Raw genomic sequence first — 14,881 nt, 5'->3', positions numbered from 1 at the left:
CACAGTTCCACAATCTATTCTTGATATTTTTTTTGAATCCTCATTATACTTTCTAAATACGCTTGTTTCACTTGGACTGGCTCTAAAATTGTCACTTCTTCACCAAAGCCCATAAAATAGTTGGCTAAAAATTGTGTTTCTGTTGGATGAATCTGTCCAACTAAAAAACACTGCGTGGGCGTTTCTTCCAACTGAATATTGTCAAAGCGATGTTTATAAAAAAATTCTTTGCCTTTTTCTGTAATGATTGCTTTAAATGGAATCGTACGTGCCGTCGTTTGTTGATGGCGATACGATTCTTTCAGTTCTTCAGTCGTAAAATCCAGTGTTTGGTTTAACTGCTGAATAGCCTCCATAAAATCACAGCGGTAAGTACGCCAAGCCTTTTTAGTCACATCATAGCCTGAACAATACCAATACCCTTCTAAAATAGTTAACCGGGTTGGTAAGATTTTTTTCGTTGTTGCTTCATATCTGGTATAGTTAAACTGAATTACTTGTTGCGCCAAAATACAATGAAACAGCTGCTCTAAATTGCCTGGTGCTTCTACTTGTTCAATTCCTTCGTAATAGACGACCTTACTCATTTGACTGATTTTAAATTGGGTTGGTTCATCTAAAGAATGCAATAATTTTTGCTGAATTTGCTGATAGGAATGACCAAACGGTGACTCTGCGACTAATTTCAGTAATTGTAACGAAAAAAAGATCGCTAACACTTCATTTTCATTAAAATAAATCGGCGGCAACAACGGTTTGTTTAAAACTCGATAGCCACCATAACGACCATTCTCCACATATAGCGGTACGCCTAAATTTTCCAAAGCTTCAATATCCCGCAAAGCTGTGCTTTTAGAAATCCCAAAAGTTTTCATTAACTGATTTAAATTAAACTGAGGATGGGTTCTCAAGAAAAAAAGTTCCTGATTTAAACGTTCTGATTTTTTCATTTTTCCCTCCATCGGTGTCACTTTTTGACACCTTTTATTGTTATGCTTATCTTATCAATCTTAGGAGGTTCAAACAATGAAAAACACACAATTTGCCCTTTTTATGGTCTTAAATGGACGAGCAACGGAAGCCTTGACGTTTTACCAGGAAGCCTTTGCTGGTGATATTCTTTTTAAAATTACTAATCAAGAATTTAAAGAGCGTTTAAATCCTTCTTTGACCATTCCCGCTGGCGAAGAACACTGGCTTTCTCACTCGATTTTACAAATGGACACTTTTCAATTACAACTAGCTGATAATCCTTTGTTTGCAGGAATGAATACCACGCCCACAGAACAATTGACCCTCAGCTTAACCGTCAATAGCCGTCACTCTGCCAAAACAATTTTTGAAAAACTCACGCGCCATCCCGAATCCTGTATTATCCAAGAACCAATTGAAAATGAATTTGCAACATTTTATGCGATTGTGAAAGATCCTTTTGGTTTAGTCACTCAAATTACTCAAGAAAAACAAGCAGATCCTACCAAGAAAGGACGTTAGCCGAAGAATGCGAACCTATGAATCAAAAGAAGCCTTGATTGAGGCCATTCAAATAGCTTCACAAAAATATTTAGCTGAATTTGCAGAAATTCCTGAAACACTTAAAGATCACCGAATTGAAACAGTAGCTAAAACACCTTCAGAGAACTTAGCCTATCAATTAGGTTGGCTCAACTTGCTGCTTTCTTGGGAAGAACAAGAACAACGTGGTCTGACCGTTCAAACGCCAGCTGAAGGTTATAAATGGAATCAACTGGGCGCTCTCTATCAATCATTTTATCAAACCTATGGACAAATGAGTTTAGAAAGTCAGCTGATTGCGTTGCAAGACATCTTAGAAAAATTACTTCATTGGATTGACTCGCTTTCCGAAGACGAATTATTTTTACCTCAACAACGGGCTTGGGCGACTACCAAAGCACAATGGCCTCTTTGGAAATGGATTCACATTAATAGCGTTGCCCCTTTTACTAGTTTCCGAACGCAAATTCGCAAATGGAAAAAAGCGTGTCTTTAAAAAGTTATCCACATTTTTTCAAAAAAAGCTTGACAAGCATTTTTTAAATTCTCCACAGAAAACTTTGTGGATGAAATTTCCTATTTTTTCCAAAAAACTTTTCCACAGTGCTTATTTGTTCGACATTAAATCTTTGTAAATTCTAGAAAAAATAAGATGAAAACGTTGTTTTAATAACGTTTTCATCTTCTTTCAACTTTAGGGATTCCTTTACTTTTAGCAAGCAGGCCTTCTAAACTTGCGTCTATTTTTTTTAGCAACTCGAAAACTTATCCTTGTGGATAAACCGAGATAAAAAGCTTTTTTGTGGTTTTCAACAGAGTTATGCACAAAGTTATCCACAGGGTGTTTTCAGCAATTTTTCGGAGAATATTCGTTGTTTTAATCTGGTGATTTAGCATTTGAATGTTAATCTCTTACTACTAATTCTTCTTCACTCCACCCTTAGGATCCTAATAAAATTTTAAAGTTTTTCTTCTATTGGTACATCAAATAAAGAGTATGATAAACTATAGGTACTTTCGAAAAATCAGGTGAGGTTATTTATGAAAAATAAAAGTAGGCAGTTTTTAAAAAACAACTGGCCTTATATGTTAGCCAGTTTCTTCATTCCATTTTTAATTATGGCAATTATCTATTTGAGTATTGGGATTTATCCAGGAAGTAGTCGCAGTGTTTTAGCCAGCGATGCCTTTTCTCAATTTTCAAATTTTCACGCAAGCTTTAACAATGTTCTTCATGGAAAACAAAGTCTTTTCTATACGTGGAATGCTTCTTTGGGACTAAACTACTTGTCCTTAATTTCCTATTATCTTGGTGGCTTATTTACGCCGCTCGTCTTTTTCTTTAACAATCAAAACATGCCTGATGCGCTCTATTTCCTAACGTTGTTGAAAATTGGGAGTGCTGGCTTGAGTTTTTGGTTCTTGGCAAAACAAACCTTTAAGATTCCTAAATGGTCCCATGTGACTTTAAGTGTGTCTTATGCGCTAATGTCCTTCATTGTGGCCCATTCAGAATTAATTATGTGGCTGGATGCCTTTATTTATCTGCCACTCGTAATTTTAGGAATTCATCGTTTAATGGACCAACGAAAACCGACATTATTGTTTGTCAGTTATTTCTTGCTTTTCATTACAAATTATTATTTTGGCTTTATGATTGGGTTGTTTTCCTTCCTGTACTATTTTGCACGAACGTTTACAGACTGGCAACGATATAAATCTCGAATCGTTGCGTATTTTACTACTTCTCTTTTAGCTGGTGGAGCATCCATGATTATGGTCTTACCTGCTGTCTTAGATTTACGAACCAATGGTGAAACTCTTTCTGAAATTACAACCTTTAAAACAGAAGCGACTGCCTTTTTAGATATTATTATGAAAAATATGATTGGCGTTTACGATACAACCAAATATGGGTCCATTCCTTTTATTTACATTGGGTTGTTGCCTTTGATTTTTTGTCTCTTCTATTTCGTTACGAAAGAAGTTCCATTGAAAAACAAACTACTTTTTGGCAGTTTGTTTGTCCTATTGATTGCTAGCTTTTACATCACGCCCTTAAATTTATTCTGGCACGGCATGCATGCGCCGAACATGTTTCTTTTTCGCTATAGTTTCCTCTTTTCATTCCTAGTTATTTTGCTTGCTGGTTATGGTTGGGAGAAATTTGAAAAGGATGATCTCGGCGTCTTAAGCGGCTTGATTTTGATTCTTTTAGCAATTTTTGCTCTTGCAATGGGCACAAAAGGTGCTACTAGTTATACGTATGTGACTTTAACCTCTTTCGTATTAACGGCAACTTTTTTACTATTATACTTTTTCGGGATTGCTTTTTATCAATTGAAAAAAGCGCCTATGCAATACTTAGTGATTTTGTTGTTGCTGCTCGTTTCTGGTGAAGCAATCATTAATACACGAGCGATGGTCACTGGTATTTTAGATGATTGGAACTACGCATCACGCAGCTTGTATTCTGAGCCTTATCCTGACTTAAAAAATCTAGTCGATCAAACAAAAAAAGAAAATGATACCTTTTACCGCTTGGAAAATTTAAATGGTGTTTCGGCCAATGACGGCATTAACTATGGCTACAGTGGCATTAGCATGTTTTCTTCCGTACGGAACCGACATTCTTCAACATACCTAAACGCCTTAGGTTTCCGCTCGCGAGGCACGAATTTAAATATTCGTTACCAAAATAATACCTTGTTAATGGATGCTTTGATGGGCATTAAATACAATATTGCTGAAAACAATCCAATGAAATTCGGCTTTGAGCGACAAGCAGCTGCTGGTAAATATCAGCTTTATCGTAACGAAAATGCTTTGCCGTTAGGATTTTTAGCAGACAAAGAGATTTACAATGTTCGGCAACCTCTCAATGATAATTTAGGTAGTCAAACAAATTTACTAAATGCTTTAGCCAATACTAATGAACGGTATTTTACCTTTTATCAACCAACGATGACGCTTCAAAATAACGTGACAATTACGCAAAATACAGCTGGCGTAACTTTTACGGAGAAACAACATAACGTAGCCAAAGAGATTTCTTATACAGTCAATGTGCCCGCCAATACGCAAGCTTATTTGAGTTTATTCCCAACAGATTTTGCTCAATTGGAAAGTTCCACTGCAACGGTCACCGTGAACGGCTCGAGTCAGCAATCACAAATTGGCATTACTGGCCAATATTATAACTTAGGTTACTATCCCAAAGATACAACCGTTAACTTCAAAGTAAGTTTTTATGGAACCAAAGCAGTAAGTTTTGTTCAGCCGCAAGTAGTTGGCTTAAATACCAATGCATTTGAAAAAGCCATTTCCGCCGTGCAAGAAAAAGGCGTTGATTTAACAACTGGCAAACGCTCTGCTTCAGGTACCTTTACCGCCGACAAAGATCAAGTACTCGTCACTACAATTCCTTATGACAAAGGTTGGCGTGTCAAAATTGATGGCAAAAAAGTTACCCCAAAAGCCTTTAAAGATGCCTTTCTAAGCGTTCCTGTCAGCGCTGGAACCCATACTATTCAGTTCTCTTATTTACCAGAAGGATTGATTCCTGGCATCGTGTTATTCGTTCTATGTACTGGTGGTTTCGTTGCCTACGTAACCTTGATTCCTGCTAGACGAAACCGTAAAAAAGAAGACAAATAAAAAAATCACGCGATGGCTAAGTCATCGCGTGATTTTTTTAAATTTCAGTCATTGCTTCTTCCACAAGCGAAACACTTTGATGTCTTCCTTTCGTAATCAACAAGGAAAGTTGCACAAAAGCAAAGAGGACACTGGTCCGCTTAGGATAAGCAAAATAACGTGGTTGCCAACTAGTGACATATTGTTCTTTGCGCTTGCGTGTATCTTGAAACGCATAAATTTGATAACTATACTTGTAAAAAATATTAACAAAGCGTTCTTTTAAGAAAGAGTACTTGCTCTCCCCTACGTTAGCCAACGGCGCCATCCCAATATCAATTAATTGATAGCCCTGCTGTTGATAGGTTTCAATAAAATGAGTGAACAAATATTCTCTAGTAAAAGCAGGTGCGTCTGAACGAATACGTAACAAATCATAAGAAATACTTTTGCCTTTTTCCATTTCTTTTCCCGTAATGAAACCGATGACCGTTTGTTTCTGTCTCACCAAGCCCACGCTACTGCATTTCAAGTACTCGGGATCCAACCGTCCACCAATAAAGTAGCGCTCTTTTTGATTCCGTGACCAGTCCGCAGAAACTCGTTCTAACTCTTGATATAAGGCATCACTAATCGTTTCGGGATAAAATTCAAACTGAAAATCCGCTGCTTCCGCTGCTATTTTTTCAGTCACTGTTTCCGTCCAGGCTGTTTGATTCACTGTTGACGGCTCATCAAATTGAATCAAGCCTTCTTCCCCAACTTTCATAAATTCAAAGCCGCAATCGTGAAGATTCATAACATATTCTTCCGAAATACGATAAAAAACTAATTGATAACCTAACAAATCAGCTTGATCCATAAACGCCAGTGTCGCCGCTGTCCATTTCTCTCGTTGCCCAATCGGATCCGCCAAGACAAAGCATTTATTAAACTTCATTTGAAACCCAAAAAGTACTTGATCTTCGCCTTCTTCTTGGTAATAAAAATGACCATAATCCTTTAAATACAAAAATTGACTGCCTTCGTTGCCACCAAATTTTTCCAAAAAGCGTGTCAACCGCGCTTCCTCAAACCCCTCACCTAAAGTAACAGTTGTTTCGGCTAAATATTGATACAAAAAGAATAAACCAATCAAGGAAATACTTAATCCAATCAATCCGTTAAACCAAACATCATCTGACGGAAACAACAAAAAATGATTGATAACTTGATTGCCACCAGCTGGTCGTGCGGCGTAATAGCCAGCAACCGCATAACCGATAAACAAGCAGCCAAACAAAATACTATCTACCGTTAAAGCGCCCCATGAATAAACAAACTTTTCACGATAAAATTCTTTACGAGCCAAAATAACCGCCAATAAAATAACAGCATAAACAGTAATCAACTGCCACGAAGTCGTTCGTGCCACCGTATTTACAATACAAAATCCTAGTAAAATAATTGTAGGCCAATAAGCTTTTTTCACTTTCATAGAAATGCCTCGAGCTAAACCTAATAACAAGAATCCTACAAATAAATTCAATGTCTGATCTAAAAAATTAAAAGAAAAGGGAAGTAACACTTGGAATAAACGACTGACATTCGACAAATTCGTCACAGTCGACAATAGAACCATCATAATTCCTGCAAAATATAACGCCGCCACCAAAATAAAATGCGCCACTTTTTGTGAAAATAACCGAGGTAAATTATCAAAAAATTGATTAACTTTCATGCCTGCTTGTTGCAAGAACAAAATAACTCCTGTCATAAAAGGCGTCACATAATAAAACAAACGATAATACAACAACCAGACGACCGCTTGTGATCGATCAATCCCTAATTGTGATAAGCCCAAAATCATTAAGACATCAAACGTTCCCATACCACCAGGAACCATGGTTAACATCCCGATTAACGTAGCGATAACAAACATTGGATAAACAGAAACCATCGAAACTGGCACCTGCATCAAGCGACCTATCATTAAGAAAGCAAACATCCCCCCTAGCCATTGACCTAATGAAGCGCCGAATAATAGGAGTACCGCTTTTGGAAAAAATGTTTTAAACAATGTTCGCCGTTTTAAATACGTGAAAAACCAGAGCGCTGGCGCAATCAGACTGCCCAATAATAACCAAACCCAATATTCACGAAAAACATTTTGGGTTCGAATAAAAAATAAATCAACAAACGCCACAAAAGATAAAATAGATAACCCTGAAATCAAGAACAGAGCAACTTTTGAGACCGTTGCTACAACCTTGCCCCGCGGTACATCTTTTCCGTAAAAATTAATCCGTAGCGTTGCCCCAACCACGCCGCCAAAACCCGCTAAGTTATTAATGGTATTAGTGACCCAAGCCGAAGTTAACCAATCCATTCGTTTCATTGGTGGCTTACCTTCTTTTTCCAATAATTTAACGACTACATAGTCATAAAGGAGCATCGGAATAACCCCAAATAGTCCTGCCAAGACCATACCAATTAAACGCCCCGTACTTTGTTGTTCCATCGTGGAAAAAATATCCGCCCAGGTCATGCCTTGAGCGATATGTGTCACTTGGTTAGCCACGAAAACTAATACAGAACCAAGAAAAATTAGTTTCAATAATAAACTGTGTTCTTTCAACCACTGCGTTAGTTGGCTAATATTTTTTTTCATCTTATAGCCTCTTTCATATCTCTTTTCTATTCATTTAACTTTCGTTTTATCGATTTTCTTCCATGGTAGCCTATTTGCTGAAAATTTTCCAGCACGGCTAGACATTTTGGCTGAATCGTATTGTTTTATTGAAAAAAAGAGTGAGAAAAAAATCGTCTTAGATTTTTTTCTCACTCTTTTAACTGTATTTTTTACGCCACTACTTCTGCGATAATCTCAATCTCCACCAACACATCCATCGGTAATTTAGAGATTTCAATCGTTGTGCGTGCAGGATATTCCGCACTAAAATACTCAGCATAGACTTCATTGAATGCCGTGAAATCCGCCATATTTTGTAAATAGCATGTCGTTTTGACTACATGAGCAAAATCACTACCAGCTTCTGTTAAAATCCCTTGAATATTTTTCAGTACTTGATTGGTTTGTTCTTTAATCGTTGTACCAACCACCTTGCCTGTTTCAGGATCCAGTGGAATCTGACCAGAAGTAATCAATAAACCATTCACAATTTTTGCTTGTGAATATGGCCCAATTGCTTGTGGTGCTTGCTTTGTTTTAATTGTTTTCATTTCTTTTCCCCCAGTAAATGACAAGTTGTTACTTTTTGTTATTTTATTTGTTTCTATTTTTCCATTGTACTGCAACCATTTTCGGAATGCTATCTTTTCTCAATTATTCCCAAGCGCTGATGCTGTGCCATCCTTTTGTAAAACAGCTTCAAAACCTTGGCGCATCCTTTCAAGTCCTTCGTGTAGTTTTGCTTGCGAACAGCCAATATTTAACCGTAAAAATCGTTGTCCATTACCGCCATAAATCGAGCCGTCCATAATGGCGACTTTCCCCACAGAAACTAAAGCCTCTTGTAAGCGGGCCACATCTGGAACTGCCGCTGATACGTCCAACCACATTAAGTAAGTGGCTTCCAGCTCCGTCACTTTAATTTTTGGCAAATATGTCTGTAAAAAATCTTTCACGTAACGTTGGTTCTCCGCTAAATAATCATTCAACTCGTCAACCCAAGTACCACATTTTTGATAGGCCGTCATGGTTGCTAGCATTCCCAAAATACTTGTTGATGATAAACCATCGGCATTTTTTAATTTGAGCTGAAAAGCGTCACGTAATTCGTTATCTGGAATTAGGGCGTAAGCAAAAATCAGCCCTGGAAAATTAAAGGTTTTCGTGCCACTGGTAATAATGGCAGATTTTTTATAACCAAATTGCGTAATTGGTCGATGAACTTGGCCTTTATTAACGATATCCATATGAATTTCATCAGAAAGTAAAAACACATCATACTGTTGGCACAATGAAACCATTCGCTCTAATTCCCATTGCTCCCAAACACGTCCTGTTGGATTATGCGGGGAACATAAAAGCAAACAGCGATTTTCTGGTTGCGCTAGTTTTTTTTCTAAATCAATAAAATCAATGCTGTAGCGCTTCTCTTGATAAAGCAGTTCATTTGCCACTACTTGCCGCTTATTTTCCTGAATAACTTTAAAAAATGCATCATACGCAGGTGTTTGTAAAATAATGCCCTCCCCTTCATTAGTTAATAATTGGATCAACGCAGAAATCCCATAGATAACGGTCGGGGTATACATAATCCAGTGTTCTTCAATCTTCGTCTGGAATCTTGTCTGGTACCACGTTTGAATTGCTTCTTTTAATTGTGGATGGTTCCACCTCGTATAGCCAAATACGGGATGTTTCAAACGCTCCTGTAATGTTGCCAGAACTGCCTCTGGCACAGCAAAATCCGTATCGGAAATAGTGAAGGGAAGCAAGTCCGCTTCCCCAAATCGATCTTCTACAAAATCCCACTGTGTACAATACGTTCCTCGTCGATCAATTGCTTTATCAAACGACACACTCTTCACCTTCTGTCTTTTTTCTAACCTAAAATCATCTCTAATTGATTACGGACCGTTGTCACTTTGGTTCCGATAATCACTTGCACATTCTGCGCATCTAAATGCACGACGCCTAAAGCCCCTAATTGCTTTAATTTGTCATCATCTACTTTATTAGCATCTGCTAACACTAAACGTAAACGCGTAATGCAATTATCAATAGCTTGAATATTCTCTTGCCCACCCAAAGCCGCTAAAATCCCAGGCGCATCATAGCCACCCGTTTTCTTATATTGAACTTCTTGATCGGTATATTCAGTCTCATCTAAGACCTTGTCTCGTCCAGGTGTTTTTAAATCAAAGGTTACAATGACTGTTTTAAAGACGAAATAATAAACAACAAACCAGATAGCGCCGACAATGAGAACCCACCACCATTTTGTATAAGTTCCTTGTAACAAGCCAAAAATAACAAAGTCCAGTAGCCCGCCATCAGTGTTTCCAATCACAACACCCAATAAAGCCATTACCATGAAACCTAGACCAGTCATAATGACATGAAACAGCCATAATAATGGACTAATAAATAAGAATAAAAATTCAATTGGTTCTGTAATGCCAGTGATAGCCGTAGCAATTACACCCGAAAGGAGTAAGCCTTTAATCTTATGTCGATTCGCCGGAGCTGCAGTATGATACATCGCAAGTGCCGCCGCTGGTAAGCCAAAAATAAAGGTCGGCATTTTCCCTTGTGACAAGAAAGCTGTTGCGCTTGGTGAAATCGGTAAATTATTTTGCAATTCTGCATAGAAAATATTTAACGCACCAAACACTTCTTTGCCAGCCACCACCGCTGAACCCCCTGCTTCAGTAAAACGAATCATGGAAACCAAAATATGATGCAACCCAAACGGTAACAGTAGACGTTCCCCTGACCCAAACAGAAAAGGCCCAAAAATACCAGAACGTTGGATAAGTTGGCCAATCGCCATAATCATTAGCGCGAAAAGTGGCCAAACTAACGGAATTACTAAGCCCACGAAGGCCATCACTAATGAAGTAATAATTGGCACAAACCGTGCACCAGAAAAGAAGGCAAAACTATCTGGTAGTTGCACCGTATAAAATCGATTATGCAACTTATAGACAATAAGCCCAGCGATAATTCCACCAAGAACGCCCATTTCAATCGTTTGAATCCCAAAAACCATTCCTTGGCCGGCTTCCCGCAACTGCTCAGGATCCACGAGGCGATTCGTCTGCACTAAATAGAAATTAATCGCTAAATTCATCACCGTATAGCCTACGAAACCTGAAAACGCAGCAATTCCTTTTTCTTTCCGAACTAACCCCAACGGAATGGCCATTGCAAACATGACAGGTAAATAGGCAAACGCAAAACCACCAATTGTCGACATAAATTGGAAAATAATTTTCACTGCGGGCTTTCCTAAAAACGGGATCGTTTCAATCATGGATTCACTGGAAAAAGAACTTCCTAATCCCAACAAAATCCCCATAAAAGCTAATAAAGCCACTGGCAACATAAACGTTTTACCTAATCCTTGGAAAAACTCCCAGAAAGTCGCTTTCTTTTTCTTTACTGCCATTTCTTAACTCCTCCATTCATTCTTTACAAAACTAAAAATGATTGCGTTTACATTCATTGCCCTCATTATAACTAGCCCAAAACAAAGAAAAAAGAGGCTACACTCTTTATGTATCCCCTTACATCATTTAGTATGGTGTTGCATAAAATTACCGCGGTTGCTTTGCCTCTGCGTACATTAATAAAACCGTATCGAACAAACAAATGACAGCAATTCTTGAACTTAAATCCACGCGCTGATGATAACGTGTCGTCCCTTTGGCAAATAACGTCGTCGTCGACAATTTTTCCAAGGTGCTTCCTTTAGTCGAAATCAAACTAATCATCGGCACTTGCTGTTCCTGCGCTACACGTGCATACGCTAAAATCCCCTTAGTTTCTCCTGTATAACTGACAAAAATGGCTAAATCCTGTCCATCCAGATTCTTAACTGCTGCCGCTTGTTCATCCCAATCAGATCGTGCATAGGCTTTTTTTCCTAAAAATGTTAGCTTTCGTGCAAAATCAGTACAAATAGGAAAACTGCCACCAACACCGAACACTTCAATCGTATTCGCACGCTCAATCATTTTAAGCATTTCCGCGACTTTGGCTTCATCCATTTGTTGAAAACTGTCTTGCACATTGGCGATCAACTGTTGTGTAATAGCTTGAAAACTACGACTATCGCTTTCTGTGCTCTCGCTCTGCACCGATTGGACGATCGCGTATTTTAATTCTTGGAAGCCTCGATAACCTAAGTGTTTTGCTGTTCGAGAAATAGTGGCTGTTGAGACGAACAACGCCTGTGCCACTTCATAAATGGTTTGTGAACTAATTTCCGTCATATGCGTCAAAATATAATCCAGTACTTGATTTTCAATTTTACTTAAATCATTTCGTTTCTTTTCTAACAAAGCGATTAATCCTTCAGTCGACATCCAATCCCTCACTTTAAATCCTTTTTTATAATTATACACCAGAATATTCTGATTATTTCAATAAGAAAGTCCAAAATAACCAACAGCGGCTCCATCATTCGCCAGAGAAAAAAATCAGCCTTCCGATGGAGGTACTTGTTGCGCGTTCTTGCTATACTCTGTATATAGAAAACAGGAAAAATTTGGAGGTAGTACGTATGAATAATCAACGACCAATGTTTATAAATATTCTTTTAGTGGTCCTTTTATTTTTAGTTGTCGGTTCACTCTTTAGTGCCGTTGTCGGTATCGTGGGAAGCTTATTGTGGCTAGCAGTAAAAATTTTAGTTCCCGTAGCGATTATCGTGTGGCTTGTTCGAACAATTTCGGGAAATAATGGCAACTGCCACCGTCGTTATTAAAAAAACAGGTTTTCCTTTTCGGAAAACCTGTTTTTTTACTTCTTTTATCTAAAAGCATATACAATATTACTAATACCAAACATCATAAAGTAGAAGCCAACTAAGAAGCTTAAAGTTAGTGCTGAAGACAATGGATTAAATAATAACATTACACCTAAGATAATCCCTAAAACGTCAACAATTAATGTGAACCAGAAGTAACCTGTGCTTACTCGTTTAGCAAAATCTAAAGTAAATAAGCCGAAAATTGAGTCGAATAAAAACCAAATTGCAAAAACAAATGGTAACACAGCGACACCAATATTTAAGTTAAACAATAAGTAAACACCAATTAGGATATCAATAATCCCTAAGATGATTGGTGCATAAGCTTTGTAGCCTAGCAATTCTTTCATACGATTACGTACAAAAATTTCGAAAATCCCTTTAATAATAGCAAAAATCGCAAAAACCATCACAATGGCAATTAAATTACCGGCAGGATTTTGGAAAGAAATTAATGCAGTCAGAACAAATAGAATTCCTAATACTAATGAACCCCAGTCCATTCCATGATGTTGTCGTTGTTCCATGACACTCACTCCTCTATAAAATAATTTATTACACTTATTATGTTACTACTATTTTACAAGGTGTCAAATATTTTCATCGTGCTTTCTGAAAACCATTTCAATGATAACTCCATTAAAAACAACGTATCACTTGATTGTCTCTTTTTTGGTGCACAATTGTGCCTTTTTTGTATAAATAAGTCCCTCGTTTTCCCGCAAAAAAAACCGTTACTTTTTCATCTAGTTTATAAAAAAGTAACAGTTATAAATTATTTTTTCTTTTTCCCAATCGAGAGAATCCCTCTTTTTATGACATCAAAGAAACTCAAAGATTGGACCATATGATCTGGGTCAACATATTCACGAATAGCTCGTAACACTCGCTTCGGCTCTTTTGAAGCAAACGTATACGTCCCATTTTTCTTGGTTTGAATCGCATAACGAGGAATCCATTTTCCTTTGAACATTACTGAAGCCAACACGTAATCGACTTCTTCCCACGGAATTTGGATAAACTTACGTGGATCTTTGGCATGGTAAAATTCAAACCCGCGGTCACCTATCATAATTTGTCCATAATCTGTTAATCCTGTAAATGCCGTCGCATCTATAACTAAATCAACTTTTGTGTTTAATGATTGTACCATGTTATCTGCTCCATTTCATTCGACTAATTCCTCTTTATTATACGTTTCTTTCCTGATCGAAACAAACAAAATTACATCTTTGTTTAAAAAAGCGGAAGAAAAGTTTCTCGACTTCTCTTCCGCTTTTTTTGATTAGAAGTAATAAACTTACCTCGTCATTCTTATAATAAGCCGATTAAGTGGCCGACTACGCCGACTACGAATAAACCAAGAATGATAACGATTGGGCTAACTTTTTTCTTCAATAACCACATACATAAGAATGTAAGTAGTAATGGTGCTAGACCTGGAATCAATTGATCTAAGTTATCTTGTAAAGTAGTAACTTTCGTTGGTGAAAGCGCCAAGCCTTGGTTCACTTGTTCAAAGGCTTTATGCATTCCTTCACCGCCAGCAGGAAGTTTATCCCACTCGATATAAGCACCTTTGTCTAACTTAACTTGTGAAACAATTGGTAAGAACTTAATCGATACCCAACGTTGAACCAATGCGGCCAGTACGAACATCCCTAAAATAGAAGCACCTTTTGTAATATCTTGTAGTAAACCACCTGAAAGGTCATCAGTAATTTTAGAACCTGCTTTGTAACCAAACTCTTGTGTATACCACATGAATGACCAACGAATTAAGTTCCAAGCAACGAAGAATAAGATTGGGCCTAAGATGTTACCACCCATTGCTAAGGAAGCACCTAAAGCTCCTAACATTGGACGAACAGTAAACCAGAAAACTGGGTCACCGACACCGGCTAAAGGACCCATCATCCCAACTTTAACCCCTTGAATCGCTACGTCATCAACTGGTGCGCCATTGGCACGTTCTTCTTCCAAAGCTAATGTTACACCAAGAATTGGTGAGGCAATGTATGGGTGTGTATTAAAGAATTCTAAGTGACGTTTTAACGCCGCTGAACGTTCTTCTTTCGTTTTATATAATTTTTTGATTGCTGGAATCATTGAGAATGCCCAGCCGCCGTTTTGCATACGTTCATAGTTCCAAGAACCTTGGATAAATGTTGAACGCCAAGCTACAGCTAAACGATCTTTTTTAGTTAATTGAATTTTTTCTGCCATTTTCTTTGCTCCTCCTTCAG

At 37.8% G+C, this 14,881-nt stretch carries 13 protein-coding genes; 4 read left to right on the top strand and 9 right to left on the bottom strand.

Annotated elements, in window-relative coordinates:
- Nucleotides 1-14: 14 nt before the first annotated feature.
- Nucleotides 15-962 carry a helix-turn-helix transcriptional regulator gene (locus IGL93_RS00160; protein WP_025192085.1) on the bottom strand — a complete coding sequence of 316 codons (948 nt, stop codon included), beginning with the start codon at nucleotides 960-962 and terminating at the stop codon, nucleotides 15-17.
- A gap of 64 nt (nucleotides 963-1,026) precedes the next feature.
- Here IGL93_RS00160 and IGL93_RS00155 point away from each other — a divergent pair, with 64 nt between their 5' ends.
- The 3 genes from IGL93_RS00155 (at nucleotide 1,027) to IGL93_RS00145 (ending at nucleotide 5,172) form a co-directional block, all read left to right on the top strand.
- Nucleotides 1,027-1,494, top strand: coding sequence for a VOC family protein (locus tag IGL93_RS00155; RefSeq protein ID WP_002364587.1), 468 nt, complete (start codon nucleotides 1,027-1,029; stop codon nucleotides 1,492-1,494).
- 7 nt (nucleotides 1,495-1,501) lie between these two features.
- Nucleotides 1,502-2,011 carry a ClbS/DfsB family four-helix bundle protein gene (locus IGL93_RS00150; RefSeq protein WP_002378680.1) on the top strand — a complete coding sequence of 170 codons (510 nt, stop codon included), beginning with the start codon at nucleotides 1,502-1,504 and terminating at the stop codon, nucleotides 2,009-2,011.
- A 545-nt stretch (nucleotides 2,012-2,556) separates the two neighbouring features.
- Nucleotides 2,557-5,172: a YfhO family protein gene (locus tag IGL93_RS00145; protein WP_002361467.1), complete on the top strand. Its 2,616-nt coding sequence runs from the start codon at nucleotides 2,557-2,559 to the stop codon at nucleotides 5,170-5,172.
- Between the two features lie 37 nt (nucleotides 5,173-5,209).
- Here IGL93_RS00145 and mprF read toward each other — a convergent pair whose 3' ends face one another.
- The 5 genes from mprF to IGL93_RS00120 all read right to left on the bottom strand — a co-directional run bounded on the left by mprF (nucleotide 5,210) and on the right by IGL93_RS00120 (nucleotide 12,189).
- On the bottom strand, nucleotides 5,210-7,801 hold the full coding sequence (gene mprF, locus IGL93_RS00140) for a bifunctional lysylphosphatidylglycerol flippase/synthetase MprF (RefSeq protein WP_010713657.1): 2,592 nt from the start codon (nucleotides 7,799-7,801) through the stop codon (nucleotides 5,210-5,212).
- Between the two features lie 191 nt (nucleotides 7,802-7,992).
- A complete protein-coding gene (locus IGL93_RS00135) occupies nucleotides 7,993-8,373 on the bottom strand; it encodes a RidA family protein (RefSeq protein ID WP_002356039.1) in 381 nt (126 codons plus the stop codon).
- 99 nt (nucleotides 8,374-8,472) lie between these two features.
- Nucleotides 8,473-9,687 carry a MalY/PatB family protein gene (locus IGL93_RS00130; protein ID WP_016618494.1) on the bottom strand — a complete coding sequence of 405 codons (1,215 nt, stop codon included), beginning with the start codon at nucleotides 9,685-9,687 and terminating at the stop codon, nucleotides 8,473-8,475.
- 14 nt (nucleotides 9,688-9,701) lie between these two features.
- Nucleotides 9,702-11,270, bottom strand: a complete 1,569-nt coding sequence (malX, locus tag IGL93_RS00125; protein ID WP_002378674.1) for a maltose/glucose-specific PTS transporter subunit IIBC — start codon at nucleotides 11,268-11,270, stop codon at nucleotides 9,702-9,704.
- 148 nt (nucleotides 11,271-11,418) lie between these two features.
- Nucleotides 11,419-12,189, bottom strand: a complete 771-nt coding sequence (locus IGL93_RS00120; RefSeq protein WP_010707921.1) for a MurR/RpiR family transcriptional regulator — start codon at nucleotides 12,187-12,189, stop codon at nucleotides 11,419-11,421.
- A gap of 197 nt (nucleotides 12,190-12,386) precedes the next feature.
- Between IGL93_RS00120 and IGL93_RS00115 the strand changes: the two genes are divergently transcribed.
- A complete protein-coding gene (locus IGL93_RS00115; RefSeq protein ID WP_002383512.1) occupies nucleotides 12,387-12,590 on the top strand; it encodes a hypothetical protein in 204 nt (67 codons plus the stop codon).
- Nucleotides 12,591-12,634: 44 nt separating this feature from the next.
- Here the strand turns inward: IGL93_RS00115 and IGL93_RS00110 are convergent, their stop codons facing one another.
- From IGL93_RS00110 to IGL93_RS00100, 3 genes are all read right to left on the bottom strand, one after another.
- The gene (locus tag IGL93_RS00110; protein ID WP_002356034.1) at nucleotides 12,635-13,162 is read right to left on the bottom strand and encodes an HdeD family acid-resistance protein; all 528 of its coding nucleotides are present in this window, start codon (nucleotides 13,160-13,162) and stop codon (nucleotides 12,635-12,637) included.
- A 248-nt stretch (nucleotides 13,163-13,410) separates the two neighbouring features.
- Nucleotides 13,411-13,788 carry a DUF956 family protein gene (locus IGL93_RS00105; RefSeq protein ID WP_002356033.1) on the bottom strand — a complete coding sequence of 126 codons (378 nt, stop codon included), beginning with the start codon at nucleotides 13,786-13,788 and terminating at the stop codon, nucleotides 13,411-13,413.
- Between the two features lie 161 nt (nucleotides 13,789-13,949).
- A complete protein-coding gene (locus IGL93_RS00100; protein ID WP_002356032.1) occupies nucleotides 13,950-14,861 on the bottom strand; it encodes a PTS system mannose/fructose/sorbose family transporter subunit IID in 912 nt (303 codons plus the stop codon).
- Nucleotides 14,862-14,881 lie beyond the last annotated feature (20 nt).

This window comes from Enterococcus sp. DIV1328a, assembly GCF_050536905.1.
Classification (GTDB): Bacteria; Bacillota; Bacilli; order Lactobacillales; family Enterococcaceae; genus Enterococcus; species Enterococcus faecalis.
The sequence above is the reverse complement of the archived record's forward strand: the minus strand, read 5'-3'. Positions and strand labels throughout refer to the sequence as shown.